The sequence below is a fragment of the Pseudoalteromonas sp. A41-2 genome (genome assembly GCF_015767615.1).
Taxonomy (GTDB): Bacteria; Pseudomonadota; Gammaproteobacteria; order Enterobacterales; family Alteromonadaceae; genus Pseudoalteromonas; species Pseudoalteromonas lipolytica.
Map to the genome: position 1 here is coordinate 249662 of NZ_CP065231.1, position 18587 is coordinate 268248.

An 18587-nucleotide genomic window follows, 5' to 3' on the forward strand; every position below is an offset into this window, starting at 1 on the left:
TCACAATAACGCTTAACTATTGTGAGGTGCTAAATTTGTCGCTAGCTGCGTTAAAAATGTCTGATTTACGACTGCATTGATTGAGCTGGTAGAGCGATGCAAAAGCAATTGCTAAAAGCAGCTAAAAGACAAAATTTTGTCTTGTTATTATCGAGATTTTCTTGCCTTTAAATAATGCGCTTAATAAAGCGAATAGGGTTAAACGCACTGTTAATGACCGCTAAAGCAGATAGGAATGATTCTTAGTTAATAAATATTCATTTGAATAGCTTTTTTTTCTACCACTATTCATGTTATTTATAGTGAATATAAAGTGCCTAACCGCAGCATGGATTTTCATCTATACTTAAAAGCTTTATAATTAACCGTCAGAATACTATAAGTACTGGGTAATGATTGTATTTAGTTTAATACTACCGAGTACTCTCACGTCACCAAGAGGGCAATATTGTGCTACAAGAATATCGTAAACACGTAGAAGAACGTGCCGCGTTAGGTATCGTACCAGCGCCACTAGATGCTCAGCAAACGGCTGATCTTATTGAACTAATTAAAAACCCACCTGCAGGTGAAGAAGAGTTTATCGTTGATCTTCTTGTTAATCGTGTACCACCAGGCGTAGACGATGCTGCATACATCAAAGCTGGCTTTTTAGCGGCAGTAGCAAAAGGTGAAACAAGCTCACCATTAGTATCAAAAGAAAAAGCGGCAGAGCTATTAGGTACTATGTTAGGTGGTTACAACATCGCACCTATGATTGAACTTTTAGACGACGAAGCGTTAGCGCCAATTATCGTTAAAGGTTTATCAAACACATTATTAATGTTCGATGCTTTCTACGACGTAGAAGAAAAAGCGAAGGCTGGTAACGAATTCGCGAAACAAGTTATCGAGTCTTGGGCAAATGCAGAATGGTTTGTAAATAAACCAGCCGTTGCTGAAAAAATCTCTGTTACTGTTTTCAAAGTAACGGGTGAGACAAACACTGATGATCTTTCACCTGCACCTGATGCATGGTCTCGTCCAGATATCCCACTGCACGCTTTAGCTATGCTTAAAAACGAGCGTGACGGTATCAACCCAGACAAGCCTGGTGAAGTTGGTCCAATTTCACAACTAGAAGAGCTTAAAACGAAAGGGTTACCGCTCGCGTATGTTGGTGATGTAGTTGGTACGGGTTCATCGCGTAAATCTGCAACTAACTCAGTGCTTTGGTTCATGGGTGATGATATCCCTCACGTACCTAACAAGCGTGTTGGTGGTGTATGTCTAGGCGGTAAAATCGCGCCTATTTTCTTCAACACGATGGAAGATTCTGGTGCATTACCAATCGAATTACCTGTTGATGAACTAAACATGGGTGACCAAATCGATATCTTCCCTTACGAAGGTGTGGTTAAGCGTCACGGCACTGATGAAGTTATCTCAACGTTCTCTTTAAAATCAGACGTAATTCTTGACGAAGTGCGTGCTGGTGGCCGTATTCCACTTATTATCGGTCGTGGTCTAACAGACAAAGCGCGTGCATCTCTAGGTCTAGAAGCAGAAGATATCTTCCGCAAACCTGCTCTTGTTACTGACTCTGGCAAAGGCTTTACGCTTGCACAGAAAATGGTTGGTAAAGCATGTAACATGCCTGGCGTACGTCCTGGTCAATACTGTGAGCCGAAAATGACTACCGTTGGTTCGCAAGATACAACAGGTCCTATGACACGTGACGAACTTAAAGATCTAGCATGTTTAGGTTTCTCGGCAGACTTAACAATGCAGTCTTTCTGTCATACATCAGCATATCCTAAGCCAATCGATGTAAACACTCATCATACGCTTCCTGATTTCATCATGAACCGTGGCGGTGTATCACTTCGTCCAGGCGACGGTGTAATCCACTCATGGTTAAACCGTATGTTATTACCAGACACCGTAGGTACGGGTGGTGACTCGCATACGCGTTTCCCTCTAGGTATTTCATTCCCAGCAGGTTCGGGTGCGGTAGCATTCGCAGCTGCAACAGGTGTAATGCCACTTGATATGCCTGAGTCAATCTTAGTACGTTTCAAAGGTGAAATGCAGCCAGGTATCACGTTACGTGACCTAGTACATGCTATCCCTTACTACGGTATTAAAGAAGGTCTTCTAACTGTTGAGAAGAAAGGTAAAATCAACGAATTCTCTGGTCGTGTACTAGAAATCGAAGGTGTTGAGCACTTAACAGTTGAGCAAGCATTTGAGCTTTCTGATGCGTCAGCTGAGCGTTCAGCGGCAGGTTGTACCGTTAAACTTTCTAAAGAATCTATCGCTGAATACCTTGAGTCAAACATTGTCATGCTTAAGTGGATGATCTCTGAAGGTTACGGTGATGTTCGTACTATCGAACGTCGTATTAATGCAATGCAAGAGTGGTTAGCGAACCCAGAGCTTATGGAAGCGGATGCCGATGCAGAGTACAAACACGTACTTGAAATCGACCTAGCTGAAATCAAAGAACCTATTCTTTGTGCGCCAAATGACCCAGATGACGCACGTTTACTATCTGACGTTACAGGCGAGAAAATCGACGAAGTATTCATCGGTTCTTGTATGACTAACATTGGTCACTTCCGTGCTGCGGGTAAACTTCTTGATGGCTTCAGCGGTCGTATTCCAACTCAGTTATGGGTTGCTCCTCCAACGAAGATGGATAAAGATCAGCTTACTGACGAAGGTTACTACGGTATCTTTGGTCGTGTAGGTGCGCGTATTGAAACTCCAGGGTGTTCATTATGTATGGGTAACCAAGCACGCGTTGCTGATAAGGCGACAGTTGTGTCTACGTCTACTCGTAACTTCCCTAACCGTCTTGGTACTGGCGCAAACGTATTCTTAGCATCAGCAGAGCTTGCAGCGGTTGCTGCAATTCTAGGTAAGCTGCCTACACCGGCTGAATATCAAGAGTACGCAGATAAGATCAACGCAACAGCAGCTGATACTTATCGCTACCTGAACTTCCACCGTATGCCTCAATACACTAAAAAGGCAGATCAAGTAATTGTTCAGCAAGCTGTGTAATAAGTAACTAATTGAGTTTTACTGTAAAAGGCCCGCATTATATATGCGGGCTTTTTTATTAACTTTTTGTTCAGTTTTATTTGAAATACTAATACGTTTGTCTACACTGATTAATGTAAAAAGTTAATTAGTGTAACTTAATGTTTAAAAGTGTAACCAAGGAAGGGCTGCATCTATTTCTTGGCGACGCAGACTCTGTATTTCAAGGAACTGAATAATGAAAGCACTCCTTTTTCTACTCCCATTTAGTAGTTCTGTATTGGCAGTTAACCCCTCTTTTAGTGAAGTTAGAGTAGGTTTCGAAACAATTAGCTACAGCGAAACTTTAAATGATGTTGCAGGCTTTGGGAAACTTAATCAATCTATTGATGTAACAAACCCTGCCGTACGGCAAATTTCATACACAGGTATCGATGATAACTGGGGCTTTTATATTGAAAGTGCTGCAACAATATCCACAGAAATTGAAACTGAGACGTGGTACATGGATGACTTTGGTGCTATTCAAGAAAATGCATTTAAAACGAAAGCGAATGAAATAGGTTTTAAGGGGGCGTATAATTTTTCTCAAACAGTGCAATTTACACTAGGGACAAAGTTTTTTACTTCTAGTTTCACGCGTTCGAATTTTGCATTTGTACAACCCGGTGCAACAGCATTCGACGAAGCATTAATCGCATTATCAGATGACCCAAATAATCCCGCGCGATTTACATTACCCGGTATGAATTCAGGTAATAATACAGGAGAGCAGCAGGATTATGCTTCGCAGTTACGTCCGGTTATTTCGGTTTCTGAAGATCAAATGGGGATCTTGCTGACCATAGGAGCGCGTTACGATAGTCGCTTGCAAAAGAGTTTTAATAAATATAGTTGGTATATTGAAACTGAATTAAGTACACCTATGTATTCTGAGATTCAGAATACGCAATTTGAAACCTCGACACTCACCGATAGCTTTAATGGTTGGGGTGTTATGGGGCGGGTAGGAATGCGATATCAAGTACTGTCTCATATCGCATTGATTGGTGGAATCGATGCTCAGTATAAGTCACGTGATATTGTGACCAAGAATCTAGAAAACGGTCAACGCCTTCGTGTACCTGAAGTTGAATACAGTAATGTATCGTTTGCATTAGGCTTACAATGGAGCTATTAATACTCGGTGATTCACTTTTTTAATGAGACTGTACATTCCGATAAGCAGATTACGCGAGTGAATTTGTAAGCGTCTCAGATACGACGACCATAACTTATTGAGTAAACTAAAAGCCACGGTTCGCTGTGGCTTTTTATCAACTTCACATTGTCTTGTTATTTAGCGGTTTGAAATAGGTACCCTAAGCTTAAACGGTGTATTTCAGCACTTTTTATTTTTTTAGATTAAACTTCTAAAATAAGAATAAAAACGATCTTAAAATTAAACAATAGACCGGTTGTGTTTACATAAAAACGCAAAATTTCCTCATCAATTGCATTAAAATCCTCGTCAATATTCTCAACGTATTAAGGCGAGATCTTTATGACTACATTAAACAACCAGAATCTTTTACAACTTCGTTTTGTAAGCCAATCACATATTGACGCAGTAAAGCCTTCTTTTGCTAATTTACCCGCTAACCCATACGCAGATGGCGCATTTCGTAAACGTCGCTATTCGGTAATTAAAGTGGTTGATGGCGAATTAAAATTACAACCAACAAAAGCATTTGTTCAAGATGATTCAATCAATACGTTTCAAGGTAATGTAGAGCGTACCTATGAGAATCTTGAAGACAGCTTATTAGCCAGTGATGGCATGAAGCAAATTGTTCATCAATTCCGTGAAATGACCGGCATCAGTGCTGACCGTGATATTGAAATTCATCAATTTAGAATGCTTGCGATCGACAGTGACACACCTGCTGCACCTGAAGGGGTTCATCAAGATGGTTTCGACCATGTATGTGTCTGTGGTGTATCACATGAAAATCTCGAAGGCGGTGAGCTACTTGTTTACGAGAATCAACAAGCTGATCCTTGCTTTAAAATGGAAATTAAAGACGGCATGTTCGCACTCATTAATGACCGTGAAGTGTGGCACAACGCAACACCAATGAATAAATTAGATGCAAGCAAAGAGGGTTACCTTGATTGCTTCGTGCTAACTGCGTAAGGAAAATACGATGAACTTAACGCAATTACGTCGTCAATTTCCGGCATTAATGCAAAATGTGGCTGGTACATCGCCAGTTTTCTTAGATGGTCCCGGTGGCTCACAAGTACCGCAGTCTGTTTTAAGTGCCATGAGTGCGTATTTAGGTTATTTCAACTCAAACCTAGGCGGTGCTTTTTTCTCAAGTGATAAAACTGTTGAGCTAATGGCCGATGCTCGCCAAGCAGCGGCAGACTTACTGAATGCGCCTTCTAAAGAGCAAATCGTGTTTGGTGCTAACATGACAAGCCTCACGTTTAGCTTTAGCCGTGCGATTTCTCGAGATTGGACTGCTGATGATGAAATTATTGTCACTAACGCAGATCACTACTCAAATGTATCCTCTTGGCAGCAAGCAGCTGAAGATAAAGGCACATTAGTTAAAACGGCTTTAATTAACGAAGCCGATTGTAGCTTAGATATGGCTCATTTTGAGAGTTTATTATCAAGTAAGACAAAACTCGTTGCCGTGACATATGCATCAAACACCACTGGTTCAATTAACGATATTAAACGAGTTGTCGAGCTTGCCCATACTGTTGGTGCTCTTGTATACGTGGATGCAGTTCACTTTGCACCGCATGAGCTGATTGATGTTCAAGCACTTGATTGTGACTTTTTAGCATGCTCTGCCTATAAGTTTTTTGGTCCTCATTTGGGTCTTGTATACGGTAAGCGTGAGCATTTAGAAGGTTTCACCCCGTATAAAGTAGAACCCGCGAAAGACGTCATCCCAGGCCGTTGGGAGACGGGGACACAAAGCTTTGAAGCTTTAGCTGGCTTAATTGCTGCCGTTGATTACATTGCTGCTATTAGCGAGTTGGATGATAGTCATTCGCGCCGAGAAAAATTAGCGGCTGCTTTTGCTATTACTAAACAACATGAAATGACGCTCAGTAAGCATTTCTTAACTCGCTTAGCCGATTACTCACGTATTAAATTGTTTGGTATTAATGACGTTGCGCGCTTATCAATGCGTACTCCAACCTTTGCATTAATCTTTGAAGGCATTGAACCGCGTGTTGTATCTGAATTTTTAGGTAAACATCACATTTGTGTATGGGATGGCAACTTTTATGCACAAGGTTTATGCAAGCAATTAGGTGTATTAGACACAGGGGGTGTAGTGCGTATTGGTTGTATGCATTACAACACAATTGAAGAGCTTGATCAGGTGTTCGATTTGTTTGATCAGTTATTAAAAATAAATTAATACCTTTAAACATGATGCTACAACGTGGTTGTAGCATCATTTTCTTGTGACTTTCTTTTACAGCGCTTTAAAACGAATCGCGACACCACCACTTGTGGCAAGTTTTAAAGTGAGTTTATCGCTTGCAGACACAAGGCGTTTCTCTACTTTTAAGTCGTAGGGATTGTTAACCCATTCAGCTTTATCGCCATCACGGTAAATTTGCGCCTCAAAGCGTTTACCTTTCTCTAAAAAGTCGAGTTTAACTTGCAGTGTACGTGCATTTTCATCAGTGACTGCACCTAGGTACCAGTCATTGCCTGAATAGTGATCGCGTTTACGCTCTTTGCGTGCAAAGACAACGTAATCACCTACTTCACCTTGCAGCGCAATACTGTGTTGCCAATCTGTAGGCACATCTTGAATAAATTGGAACGCATCCGGTTTTGCTAAGTAATTGCGTGGTAAGTCAGCAGCCATTTGAATAGGGCTGTACAGTACTACGTATAACGCCAGTTGCTTTGCAAGTGTTGTTTGTGGACGATTACTATCAGCACCCAACCCATTGAACCCCATATCAAAAATACCTGGGGTGAAATCCATAGGTCCCGCTAACATACGTGTGAAGGCAAGCATTGGAATATGCTCTGGTGGATTGGGCGGTGTGCCCCAAGCATTAAACTCTTGGCCTCGCGCGCCTTCACGTGCAATCCAGTTTGGATAAGTGCGGCGTAAGCCAGTATCTTTAATGGGTTCGTGAGTGTTGATGCTGATTTTGTGCTTTGCTGCAAGTTTCACGTTATAAAGGTATTCATTCACCATGAATTGACCATCGTGCCACTCTTTACGCACTATGCCATTTTCATCAACACGTTTAATATTGCCACCGTCTGCAACATAGCCCGTTTTTACTTGGCTTACGTTTGATTTTTCATACAGTGCAAAGGCATCTTCCATTTGGTTACGATAATTAGTGACATTCCCCGAGGTTTCGTGATGACCAATTAGCTGTACACCTTTCTCTTTGGAGTAGCGAGTAAGCTCTGCAATATCAAAGTCGTCATAGGGTTTGGTAAAACTAAATACATCACCGTTATAGAACCAGTCGCCATCCCAACCAATGTTCCATCCCTCGACAAGTACACCGTCAAAACCATATTGTGCGGCAAAGTCCATATAGTATTTGGTGTTTGCGGTCGTTGCGCCGTGAGTTTTTCCACTTCCCCACGTATTTTCATTAATATGCATACCCCACCAAATACCCACATATTTACCGGGCTTAACCCAAGATACATCACCGAGTTTATTTGGTTCATTAAGGTTGAGAATGATGTCAGAGTTAATTAAATCAACCGCTTCATCCCCAATTTGAATAGTACGCCACGGCGTGTTGAATGCGCCATGTTTCTTAACGGCAACCCCATCGGACCACGGTGTTAAGTCAGCTTGGAAAGTACCATCACGGCGTTGGTTTAATACCATACCCGCGTAATCGACCAGCGCAGCTTCGTGGATGCTGATATGAACACCATCTTTGTTTTTAATAGTAAACGGAGTGTGTACTAAAGGGGCTTTGTGAACAGGCGTGGTGTTATAAACATATTCGTATCGATTCCAACCGCGAGCAGGTATCCACCATGCAGTTGCATTGGCTGAATCGGTGATTGCAAATTCAGTGAGCTCTTTGGTGATCTCTACATCTTCAAAACCTGATTGATTCGGTAGTTCGTAGCGAAAACCTACCCCATCATTAAAGGCACGAAAACGCACGGTAAAGGTGCCACCTTGGGGTTGTGGCTTTTTAAAGGTGACAGCAACTTCGTTGTGGTTATCAACTACCGTTTGGCGTTCACCCCAAGGTTGTTCCCAGCTGCTTTTTACAGAATTAGTCGTTTGGCTGCTAATTTTATAGCCTTCACTCATTGCAGGTTGTTGTTTAAAAACAAGTCCTAAAGCAGAGTGTGCAATAACTTGCTTTCCCGCAAAGCTGATTTCATAGCTAGGGGTGTGTTGTTCATCAGAAATCGTGACTTTAATTTGCCCATCAGGCGAACTGACCGTGGTAGTGTGTGCTAAACACGTCCCTGAGAAGGCAGCGAGTAGTAAGGCTGTATATTTCATTATTATTCCTTGGCGATGCAGAATATGGATTGTTGTCGTATATGTTCCTATAAGCTTTAAGCATAAATTGACTTGCCTGCTAATACGAGTGATCTGCATACGTATTCAATTTTCAGGTTGTAATAGCCGCCTTAATTAAATCGCCTCATTTTGTATTTTTAATTTCGCACACTTTTACTATTTTTCTACTAAGATCTTAAGGAATGAGCTGGTTTCGAATTTGAATTAGGAAAACGTATGAAGTTACAGAGTATTCGTGTCAAAAGTTCACTGCCCATTGTGTTGCTTGGGGTCGCTATTATTATATTAATAGCTGGCTACAGTTATTTAATTAACTTACAAAAAGAAGCCATAGATACGCAATCGGAGCGATTTTTAAATGCGGTGTCAGTTATCGTGAATGCAGATCGAGATTTGTATCAAGCGAAAGTGGCAGAGTTGCACTTAGTGACAATGGATAAAGGTGATCAGTCTTTTCTAGCGGAACATCGAGAAAATGCTGACCAAGTGCAAGAGCGCTTTGAACAATATTTATCTTACATGTCACCTTATCCAGAAGTGTTAGCGCAGTTTCGTAATTTTAATAGTGCTTTTGATGCATGGTATTCGGCATCGACAGCCTATATTAATAGCGCAACCAGTGCGTCTCAAAATCAAATGGCAGAACAGTCCTTTTCGGCGCTTCGTGACATTTTAGATAAAGCGGGTGAGGTGGCAGAACAAACCTCGCAGTCCGAAACTGAAAAGCTAATGGATAAAATCACAGGTTTTAAAGCATTACTAATGATAATGATTGCCGTGGTATTAGTGGTTGCGGGTTGGTTTAGTTATGTCATTCCACGACAGTTAACGACCCAAATGAATTATGTTACTGAACGAATAAACGAAATTGCGTCTGGTGATGGTGATTTAACTGGGCGTATTAATGTTAAAACCCAAGATGAGTTTGCAGATTTAGCAACCGCGTTTAATCGCTTCTTGGATAATTTACAGCAATTGATAAAAGACATACTCGAACAAGCCAAAGAATTACAAAGTCTCGGGCATGATCTAGATTCGTTTTCAAATCAGAACCATCAAGTTAATCAAAAGCTTAGTCAGGCGTCCGAGTCAATTGTGAGTGCAGTACACGAAATGAGTGTTGCAAGTCGTGAAGTCGCAAATGTGGCGCAACAGTCTTCTCATGAAGCAGATAATTCTCAGCAATTGGCTAAGAAGGGGTTATCAGCGGTTGATAATTCCAGTAAGAAAATCGTTGCTTTGTCTGAGAATATGGATCACGCAACGCAGCGCTCTACCGAGTTACAACAAAGCTCAGATAATATAGCGAAGGTACTGGAAGTGATCCGTGCAATCGCAGAGCAAACTAACTTACTGGCACTGAATGCGGCAATCGAAGCTGCGCGTGCCGGTGAGCAAGGTCGGGGCTTTGCAGTGGTTGCCGATGAAGTAAGAACATTGGCAACGCGTACTCAAGAAAGCACGAACGATATTCAAACCATGGTTGAACAATTTGCTTCAAGCGTTGAGCAATCTTTGCAGGCTATAAACAGTGGTAAGCGTTTTGCCGATGAAGCTGTTGAATCATTCACACAAACGAATGACGTGCTTAATGCGATGCAAGCCTCATCGGTAAAAGTGAATGATATGGCAATGCAAACAGCACAGGCCACTGAAGAGCAAACGGCTGTTGCAGATGAAATTAGCCAGAATTTATCTGATTTAAATGATCAAACCCAACAAGGAGGCGGCTTGGCAAGTTCAACACAAGAAGTGGCAAACCGAATGAATCAGCTCACCAATGAGCTAAATCATTTAGTGAACCGTTTTAAGGTGTAATGCCCCTCTGCGTAAACTATTCTAAAGGAATTAAAAAAGGGCTCAGCGAGCCCTTTTTAATCAATAAACAACCTTACATTACTTTTTCTCAAAAGCGCGCTTCATGTAGTTAGGTGTTGCTAGTGCGCCGTAGTGAATACCAGCGTTGTAGTATTCAGTTCCTTCAGCTAGTGTATTCGCGTCGTCTTCACGAAAGCCATCAAATGCCTGTGATTTACGTGCAAGAGTAACTGACCATAAACCGCTTGGGTAAATTGGTTGTGGAAATGGCAGCGTTTGTAGGTCATTAAAGCCCACGTCTTTCATCGCGTCACGCATCTCAACTAATAAAGGCATGTGCATAAGCGGTGATTCACTTTGTTGAATGAGTATGCCGCCAGGACGAAGTGCTGTTAGACAACTTGTATAAAAAGCATGGTTGAATAACCCTTCACCTGGGCCCACCGGATCGGTGCCATCAACAATAACCACGTCAATTGATTCTGGCGCAGCTTCACGCATGTATTTAATGCCATCATCAAACATCACTGTGGCACGCGGGTCTTGGTTTGACTCACATAATTCAGGGAAGTATTTAAGCGACATTTGCGTTACAACTTCATCAATATCAATTTGCGTGACGCTTTCAACACCAGGGTGCTTTAATACTTCACGCAATGTGCCGCAGTCACCGCCACCGATAATCACTACATTTTTAGGATTAGGGTGCGCAAGAAGAGCAGGATGGCTGATCATTTCGTGATAAAAGAAGTTCTCACGGCTACTTACCATTGTACAACCGTCAATAATCATAAGATTACCGAAGTCAGTTGTTTCATACATCTCTACTTTTTGAAACGGCGATTGCTGTTCATCAAGCTTTTTGTTTATACGCAGTGAAAAGGCGCTACCATCACGGTCACTAATTTCAGTGAACCAGTTGTTTTGATCTAAATTAGCCATCTTGCTTATACACTTTTAGTTAATGGTAAAAAAGGGGGCAATTCTGCCAGTGCTTGGCCAATTGCTCAATCAAATTTTAATCAGTATAGCGAATATTTTTTATCACTTTGGCATATAGGGCAATTTTTGTTAGCGTGGTAGGCGCGAGCGTATTAAAATGCGCGTTTATATTTAACGAATTTACAGAAGACATGGCCATGACTTGGGGTTTAGACAAAGCACGCGAAACGTATAATGTTGCTCATTGGAGTGACGGTTATTTTGATATTAACGCACAAGGTGAGCTGGTCGCTTACCCTGACGGTGATCAAACTAAATCTGCAATTTCTTTATCTGAACTCACCGAGCAATTTAAGAAGCAAGGTCTTACCTTACCTGTTTTAGTTCGATTTACTGATATCTTGCAAAATCGTGTTGATACGCTGACAAGCGCTTTTACTAAAGCTCGTCAAGCTCGCGACTACCAAGGCACTTATACGTGTGTTTACCCAATTAAAGTGAACCAGCAACGTTCGGTCGTAACAAAGCTACTTGCTCACCCAAGTGGTTTAGTGGGTCTTGAGGCGGGTTCTAAACCTGAATTAATGGCAATTTTAGGTGTTGCCAAAGAACCGATTACCATTGTTTGTAATGGCTACAAAGACAGTGAATTTTTACGTTTAGCGTGTATCGGTCAAGGTTTAGGTCACAAAGTGCATATTGTGGTAGAAAAACTGTCAGAACTTAGCACCTTATTAGCTGAAATTGATGACTTGGGCATTGAACCATCGATTGGTATTCGTATTCGTTTAAACTCTGTGGGCAAAGGCAAGTGGCAGAACACGGGGGGTGAAAAAGGTAAGTTTGGTTTAACTGCTGGGCAGGTGCTGTCTGCGGTTGAATTACTTCAGTCGCGAAACAAATTACATTTAATGCAATTGGTGCATTTTCATATCGGTTCTCAAATTGCCAATATTCGTGACATTCATCGCGCACTTCGTGAATGTGCACGTCATTTTGCCGAACTAACCCAGTTAGGTGTACCACTTAATACCGTTGATGTAGGTGGGGGTCTAGGCGTTGACTACGAAGGGTCTGGTTCACGTAGTGCGTGTTCTATGAACTACAGTGTTGATGAGTATGCGCGTAATGTTGTGAATGCATTTGCAGAAGTGTGCCAACAACATGGCTTAAAGCAGCCTGCAATAATCACCGAATCAGGGCGTGCGCTAACGGCGCATCACGCGGTATTGATTACCGATGTGATTGATGTCGAGCGTGCGCCAAATCATGTAAATCCAACTCCGCCAGAGTCAAACAATGTTTTAGTGCTAGATGAAATGTGGCAATGCTTACAGCGCTTAACACCTCGCATGGCGCTGGAGATTTATCATGATGCAATGCATTTATTTAGCGAAGCACATGATCAATATGTCCATGGTCTTCTGACGATGCTGGAATGGGCGAAGCTTGAGCAACTTTATTTTACTATTTTACATCGCGTTCGCGCTTCACTGAGCGACAATGCGCGTGCACACCGTGAAGTGCTCGACGATTTAAATGAGAAGCTTGCCGATAAGTTGTTTGTTAACTTTTCACTGTTTCAGTCGTTGCCAGATGTGTGGGGGATCCAGCAATTATTCCCTGTAATGCCTGTTGAAAATTTACATAAACCACTCACTCAACGCGCGATCATTCAAGATATTACCTGCGATTCAGACGGTCAAATTCGCAATTATGTTGAGGGAACAGGCATTGAAAGCAGCTTACCTATCCCTGAGTATAAATCAGGTCAGCAGTACCACATTGCCATGTTTTTAGTTGGTGCTTATCAAGAAATCTTAGGCGACTTACATAATTTATTTGGTGATACCGATTCAGTGCATGTAGAGCTGACAGAGGCTGGCTACCAATTAACCAATGCGATTAAAGGCGACAGTGTTAAGGACGTATTAAAGTTCGTTGATTATGATAGCGATATTCTGGCTGCCAACTTCGCAAAACGTGTGGATGAGCTGGAAATTGATGCGCAATCTAAGGCACAATATTTGTCTGAATTAAATGCGGGCCTTGCTGGCTATACGTATTTTGAAGATTAAAGGTTAAAGGAATAAGTAGTAATGTCCGTTATTCGTTGTGTATTGAGTATTTTATTTTACACCCTAAATACGCTGTTTTGGTTCGTGCCTATTTTTTTGTGTGGTTTGGTTAAACTCATTCCAATTAAACCATTACAAAAGTTGATGAGTTGGATTGCTAAGCAATGTGCCACAGTGTGGGTTACGTGCAATGGTATAAACCAAAATGTATTTGCTTCTTATCAACTGAATGTAACGGGCCTTGAGCAACTTCGTTCAAAAGACTGGTACTTAGTGATTGCTAATCATCAAAGCTGGGTTGATATTTTAGTTATGCAGCGTATTTTTAATCGCCGTATCCCGTTTTTAAACTTTTTCTTGAAAAAGGAATTGATATACGTTCCTTTTCTAGGGCTTGCATGGTGGGCGTTAGACTTTCCATTTATGACGCGTACTAGCAAGTCACAGCTTAAGAAAAATCCAAAGTTGCGCGGAAAAGATTTAGAAACAACGCGTAAAGCCTGTGAAAAATTTAAAGAAATGCCTGTAAGCATCGTAAATTTTGTGGAAGGCACGCGCTTCACCGCTGAAAAACATGCGCGTCAAAAGAGCCCTTTTCAGTACTTATTAAAACCGAAAGCGGGTGGTGTGGCGTTTGTTATGCAAGCTATGGGTGAGCAGATCTCAAAAGTTGTAAATGTCACCATTCACTACCCGGGTGGTATTCCAAGTTTTGTGGATTTTGCCAGTGGCCGAGTGAAGCAAATCGATGTTCGCGTTGAAGTGATGGATGTCAGTCCTAATTTAATAGGTGATTACACTGGTGATGCAGACTTTAGAGTGAATTTTCAAGCGGAGTTAAATCGTATTTGGGAAGAGAAAAACCAGCAGCTTGCCCAGTTTGAATCGCAAGCTGAGTAGATGCTGCTGGCACAGCTGAGAGCACACATATGTTAAAGAAATTTTTACCAAATTGGTTAACCGGATTGTTGGTCAGTATTGTGCTGTTTGCCAATGTCATTCTTTGGGGAACCCTTGTGTTGCTGTTTGGTGTGTTGAAACTTATTTTACCATTCAACATCATTAGTCACATTTTGCATGGTGCTTATCGGGGATGGTGCAAAGGAAATCGTTTTGCTCTGTGGCTAGGTTGCCCGAATATTGAAATTAATATTAAAGGCAATGTTAATCGCGATAGCTGGTACTTACTTATTTCTAACCATATGAGTTGGTTAGATATTGTGGTGCTTAGTGCGATTGATGTATTACCGGCGCCAAAGTTTTTTCTAAAAGATGAGCTAAAATATGTGCCTTTCATAGGCACGGGTGCGTGGGCGATGGGAATGCCTTTTATGAAGCGTGTCAGTAAGTCGCAGCTGGCTAAAAACCCAAAGCTTAAAGGCCTTGATGTTGAACGTACCAAGCGAAGCTGTCGTGATTTTCGTAATCACCCAACCACCATTATTAATTTTGTTGAGGGGACACGTTTTACCCCGCAAAAGCATACAAAACAGAACAGTCCATTTGGTTATTTACTCAAGCCCAAAGCGGGAGGGATTGCGTTTGCGCTGGAAGTGCTGGGTGAACAGTTTGATGCGTTACTTAATACTTCTATTATTTACCAAGGTGAGGGCAGTCATATTTGTCGCAACTTAATGCGTGGCCGATTAGCGCTCATTAAAGTAGATATACATGTGCAGGCTATCAGTGCTGAGATGATTGGTGATTATCAACATGACCGTGAATTTAGAACCGCATTTCAGCAACGAATCAATGAAATTTGGCTTCAAAAAGACGCGCAATTATTTAATTATTATCAGGCCAAACAAGGTAGTCTGGTAGCAAATATCAGTAAGGAAGTTGAAGCACCATGAAGCAAACTCACTTGCAACAATTGGTTATGCCTTGGTTTGAAGCAATGCCAGATGCGGAGCTTTTCAGTGCGCTGACAGCCACCGCAATTGGTGTGAGTGCTTTATTGCTGGTGTATGTCTTTACTCGGCGCTTAATGCTTCCTGGAATACAAAGTGTTGTAACGCGCCTTTCGCCAGAACGCATTGGTGCATTAGCACCCATGCTAACTAAACTTAATAGACGTTTTGCAGGCACCTTATGTTGCGTGTTGTATTTAGCAACATTCGACAATGTTTACCCTGTCACAGAGGTGGCAGCGTTAGTTTTAAAAACCATTGGTCAAATTGTTCTGATTATTTATGGCGGTTTTATCATCAGCAGCATTGTCAGTATTGCTGGGGGCATTTATAACCAGCTGGAGTTTGCCCGAGAAGTGCCCATACAAGGTTTGATTCAAGTTGTGAAACTGATCACCTTCATGATCTGCGCTATTTTGATCGTCAGTATATTACTTGAAAAGTCGCCCACCTATATTTTATCTGGTTTTGGTGCCATTGCAGCGGTGACCTTGTTAGTGTTTAAGGACACTATTTTGGGGTTTGTTGCCAGTATTCAAATTGCTGCTAATCGCTTAGTTACTTATGGTGATTGGATTCAAGTTGATAGCTATGGCGCTGATGGTGAGGTTATCGACCTTGGTTTGAACACGGTAAAAGTGCGTAACTGGGATAACACGATTACCACCATTCCTACCTACATGTTGGTGGCCGGTTCATTTAAAAATTGGCGGGGTATGCAGGAGTCGGGTGGTCGTCGAATTAAACGCTCTTTAAATATAGATATGAACAGCATTCGTTTAGTTGATGAGGCTTTCCATACGCAAATAAATAGCGCGATACCTCTGCACGACTACATTCGTGTGACAACGTTACCTGATCCTGTTACGAATTTAGGTTTATTTCGTCGTTATGCTGAAGGATACTTGAAACAGCATGAAAGAATTAACCGTGATTTGACCCTCATGGTGCGAGAACTTCAGCCATTTAATCATGGCTTACCAATTGAGTTTTATTGCTTTAGCGAAGACAAACGTTGGATATCGTACGAACATCTACAAGCAGAGATCATGGATCACCTGCTTGCAGTATTGCCTATTTTTGGATTGCGCCCATATCAGAGTGTGACGGGGCAATTTTCGGCTAATGAGCAGCATGTCGTAGATAAACCAAGTATTAAAGTGGTTAACGCGGCGCCTAAAAGTAAAGACTAGAGCGACTGCACTGCCAAAGCGATACCAATAAAGCCAAGTAATAACCACCAAATAGGGGGCTTAGCGACCCTTAACCATGTGAAGGCTGTAACCACTAATACAATCTGCCATATGTTGTTGATTGTGCTGAGCCAAATCGGCGAGTAGAGTGCTGCCGCTAAAAACCCGACTACCGCAGCATTGAGAGCGGCAATACTGCCAGCAAAGCGTGGTTTATCAGCCAATTGTAGCCAGCTTTTTAAAAATGCAAGCATCAATAAAAAGCCCGGTAAAAAAATCAATAGCGTCGCAATAAGTGCTCCCAATAGGGGAGAATGAGGTGTTAGTTCAGCCCCTAAGTAGGTCGCTATTGTAAACAGAGGGCCAGGAATTGCTTGAGCACTGGCATAGGCTGACAAAAACTGCTCGGTTTCAAGGCTTGGTATGCTTGCTTGCAAAATAGGTAGCACAACGTGCCCCCCACCAAACACCATTGCCCCTGTTTGATAAAATGGAGCAAATAGTGAGGACCATTCGCCAAAGGGTAAAAAGCTCGCGATAAGCAGTACTGCAAAAATGATAAAAGGTAACCACGATACTTTAACGGGTTTACTTACATTCTCATGCTGAGGGAGTTTATGTTGTGGATAAAGCCAGCCAATAATCGCAGCAATAATTAACACAAAAATTTGGCTGGAAAACTGTGAAAAAATAATCAACGATAACGTGCTTAATACCGCGATAAGTTTAAGTAAATGTGTTTTACAAAAGCTCACCGCCATACTGTAAGTTGCATCAGCGACTATAACGATAGCAAATAATTTAAGTCCCGCAATAACAGCAAAATAAATGTTACCAAATTGGTGGGCACTCAGTGCCAAAAAAAACATAATTAAAAAAGACGGTAGAGTAAACCCAATAAAGGCACACAAACCGCCCAATAGACCGCCTTTCTCAACCCCAATCGCAAAGCTTACTTGGCTTGAACCCGGACCTGGTAATGCTTGGCTTAAGCTTATTAGTTGTGCGTAGCGCTCGCTATTTAACCATTTTAAGTTATCGACAAAGTGACGTTTAAAATAGCCTAAGTGCGCTGCGGGGCCACCGAAACTCATGCAGCCTAATAAAAAAAATTGCTTAAATATAACTAGTAACATTGTTTTCGCCATCGAATCTAATCACCTAATTATGACAAATTTCTATGACATTTTTGTGGTTTTTATGACATACACATCGCTAGGATATATAGTAAGGTATGAACGTAGTAACGAGTAACCCTATGAGACTGAGTATCGTAAGCCTATTATTAGTACTTATATCAAGCTCCTTGTATGCAGAACCTGTGCAGAGGGTTATTGTTGCGGTTGATCATTCTCCTCCCTACGGCGTTGTGTCTGAAAAAGGGCATGTGAGTGGCGCAGTGGTCGATATTATGCGTGAGCTGCAACGTACCATACCGATGAAATTAGAATTTGTCGCTTGCCCATTTTCTCGCTGTTTAAAAATGCTCGAACAAAATGAAGTGGATGTGATGGGCGGGTTAATTCGTACCAGCGAGCGTGAGCAAAAAATGCAGTTTATGTCTCCTCCGTACATGATGTTGTCTTCTTCTTTTGGGTTCTATGCAAGAGCAGACCGTGACATCGTTATAAATCGTTACCAAGACTTGCTAGGAAAGCGCATCGCGGTCATGCGAGGAGCCGCTTATTTTTCGCGTTTTGATAATGACAGCTCACTCACTAAAGTGGAGGCTTTGAGTGAAGGTAATGCGTTTGAAATGCTGCTTAAAGATCGCGTCGAACTCGTTATTTCAGTTGAAGATACCGCGGATCATGCCTCGGGTTATTTACAACTCCCTTCACAGCAGATCGTCAAAATGCCTTATCGCTATAAAGACATTATTTACGGCCATATGGCTGTTAGTAAAAAGTTTGCCGACACCTCGTTAGCAAAGGAAATTCAATCTCAGTTACACGCTCTTGTACGTAATGGACGTTTAACAGAATTAGTTAAAGCGTATAACCTACCAGCTGTTACACTTATTAAAGAGAACTATTAACCTAATGTTCATGATTTAGTGTTCATAATTGT

Annotated in this window: 13 protein-coding genes; 10 read left to right on the forward strand and 3 right to left on the reverse strand. The window is 41.7% G+C overall.

Features of this window, described 5'->3' with window-relative positions; translation table 11 throughout:
• Positions 1-450: 450 nt before the first annotated feature.
• The 4 genes from acnB (at position 451) to IT970_RS01230 (ending at position 6455) form a co-directional block, all read left to right on the forward strand.
• Complete coding sequence (gene acnB, locus IT970_RS01215) at positions 451-3048, forward strand: bifunctional aconitate hydratase 2/2-methylisocitrate dehydratase (RefSeq protein ID WP_065978931.1); 2598 nt, start codon at positions 451-453, stop codon at positions 3046-3048.
• Between the two features lie 217 nt (positions 3049-3265).
• Positions 3266-4207: a hypothetical protein gene (locus IT970_RS01220; RefSeq protein ID WP_075594170.1), complete on the forward strand. Its 942-nt coding sequence runs from the start codon at positions 3266-3268 to the stop codon at positions 4205-4207.
• Between the two features lie 363 nt (positions 4208-4570).
• Positions 4571-5203 (forward strand): 2OG-Fe dioxygenase family protein, encoded by a 633-nt coding sequence (locus IT970_RS01225; RefSeq protein WP_118843926.1) that lies wholly within the window; start codon positions 4571-4573, stop codon positions 5201-5203.
• Positions 5204-5213: 10 nt separating this feature from the next.
• Positions 5214-6455 (forward strand): cysteine desulfurase-like protein, encoded by a 1242-nt coding sequence (locus IT970_RS01230; RefSeq protein ID WP_074989839.1) that lies wholly within the window; start codon positions 5214-5216, stop codon positions 6453-6455.
• A gap of 57 nt (positions 6456-6512) precedes the next feature.
• Here the strand turns inward: IT970_RS01230 and IT970_RS01235 are convergent, their stop codons facing one another.
• A complete protein-coding gene (locus IT970_RS01235) occupies positions 6513-8555 on the reverse strand; it encodes a glycoside hydrolase family 97 protein (RefSeq protein WP_196857550.1) in 2043 nt (680 codons plus the stop codon).
• A gap of 237 nt (positions 8556-8792) precedes the next feature.
• Here IT970_RS01235 and IT970_RS01240 point away from each other — a divergent pair, with 237 nt between their 5' ends.
• The gene (locus IT970_RS01240) at positions 8793-10394 is read left to right on the forward strand and encodes a methyl-accepting chemotaxis protein (RefSeq protein WP_118843928.1); all 1602 of its coding nucleotides are present in this window, start codon (positions 8793-8795) and stop codon (positions 10392-10394) included.
• Between the two features lie 78 nt (positions 10395-10472).
• Here IT970_RS01240 and speE read toward each other — a convergent pair whose 3' ends face one another.
• A complete protein-coding gene (gene speE, locus IT970_RS01245) occupies positions 10473-11336 on the reverse strand; it encodes a polyamine aminopropyltransferase (RefSeq protein WP_074989836.1) in 864 nt (287 codons plus the stop codon).
• A 197-nt stretch (positions 11337-11533) separates the two neighbouring features.
• Between speE and speA the strand changes: the two genes are divergently transcribed.
• From speA to IT970_RS01265, 4 genes are read left to right on the forward strand one after another with little or no spacing between them, the layout of a single operon-like run.
• Positions 11534-13414 carry a biosynthetic arginine decarboxylase gene (gene speA, locus IT970_RS01250; RefSeq protein WP_075594197.1) on the forward strand — a complete coding sequence of 627 codons (1881 nt, stop codon included), beginning with the start codon at positions 11534-11536 and terminating at the stop codon, positions 13412-13414.
• Positions 13415-13435: 21 nt separating this feature from the next.
• The gene (locus IT970_RS01255; protein WP_036974093.1) at positions 13436-14314 is read left to right on the forward strand and encodes an acyltransferase; all 879 of its coding nucleotides are present in this window, start codon (positions 13436-13438) and stop codon (positions 14312-14314) included.
• A gap of 29 nt (positions 14315-14343) precedes the next feature.
• Entirely contained in the window at positions 14344-15267 is a 924-nt protein-coding gene (locus IT970_RS01260) for an acyltransferase (RefSeq protein ID WP_075594167.1), read from the forward strand.
• The gene (locus IT970_RS01265; protein ID WP_065978380.1) at positions 15264-16517 is read left to right on the forward strand and encodes a mechanosensitive ion channel family protein; all 1254 of its coding nucleotides are present in this window, start codon (positions 15264-15266) and stop codon (positions 16515-16517) included. The genes IT970_RS01260 and IT970_RS01265 overlap by 4 nt, the downstream gene beginning before the upstream one ends.
• Here the strand turns inward: IT970_RS01265 and chrA are convergent.
• Positions 16514-17653, reverse strand: coding sequence for a chromate efflux transporter (chrA, locus tag IT970_RS01270; RefSeq protein ID WP_196857551.1), 1140 nt, complete (start codon positions 17651-17653; stop codon positions 16514-16516). The genes IT970_RS01265 and chrA overlap by 4 nt on opposite strands.
• A 98-nt stretch (positions 17654-17751) precedes the next feature.
• Between chrA and IT970_RS01275 the strand changes: the two genes are divergently transcribed.
• Positions 17752-18555, forward strand: coding sequence for a substrate-binding periplasmic protein (locus IT970_RS01275; RefSeq protein WP_196857552.1), 804 nt, complete (start codon positions 17752-17754; stop codon positions 18553-18555).
• The last annotated feature ends 32 nt before the right edge of the window (positions 18556-18587 follow it).

Bases quoted from the DNA above. Each gene is read 5' to 3' on its own strand.
- IT970_RS01220 (WP_075594170.1), top strand. From the start codon at position 3,266: ATGAAAGCACTCCTTTTTCTACTCCCATTTAGTAGTTCTGTATTGGCA.
- IT970_RS01225 (WP_118843926.1), top strand. From the start codon at position 4,571: ATGACTACATTAAACAACCAGAATCTTTTACAACTTCGTTTTGTAAGC.
- IT970_RS01230 (WP_074989839.1), top strand. From the start codon at position 5,214: ATGAACTTAACGCAATTACGTCGTCAATTTCCGGCATTAATGCAAAAT.
- IT970_RS01235 (WP_196857550.1), bottom strand. From the start codon at position 8,555: ATGAAATATACAGCCTTACTACTCGCTGCCTTCTCAGGGACGTGTTTA.
- IT970_RS01240 (WP_118843928.1), top strand. From the start codon at position 8,793: ATGAAGTTACAGAGTATTCGTGTCAAAAGTTCACTGCCCATTGTGTTG.
- speE (WP_074989836.1), bottom strand. From the start codon at position 11,336: ATGGCTAATTTAGATCAAAACAACTGGTTCACTGAAATTAGTGACCGT.
- speA (WP_075594197.1), top strand. From the start codon at position 11,534: ATGACTTGGGGTTTAGACAAAGCACGCGAAACGTATAATGTTGCTCAT.
- IT970_RS01255 (WP_036974093.1), top strand. From the start codon at position 13,436: ATGTCCGTTATTCGTTGTGTATTGAGTATTTTATTTTACACCCTAAAT.
- IT970_RS01260 (WP_075594167.1), top strand. From the start codon at position 14,344: ATGTTAAAGAAATTTTTACCAAATTGGTTAACCGGATTGTTGGTCAGT.
- IT970_RS01265 (WP_065978380.1), top strand. From the start codon at position 15,264: ATGAAGCAAACTCACTTGCAACAATTGGTTATGCCTTGGTTTGAAGCA.
- chrA (WP_196857551.1), bottom strand. From the start codon at position 17,653: ATGTTACTAGTTATATTTAAGCAATTTTTTTTATTAGGCTGCATGAGT.
- IT970_RS01275 (WP_196857552.1), top strand. From the start codon at position 17,752: ATGAACGTAGTAACGAGTAACCCTATGAGACTGAGTATCGTAAGCCTA.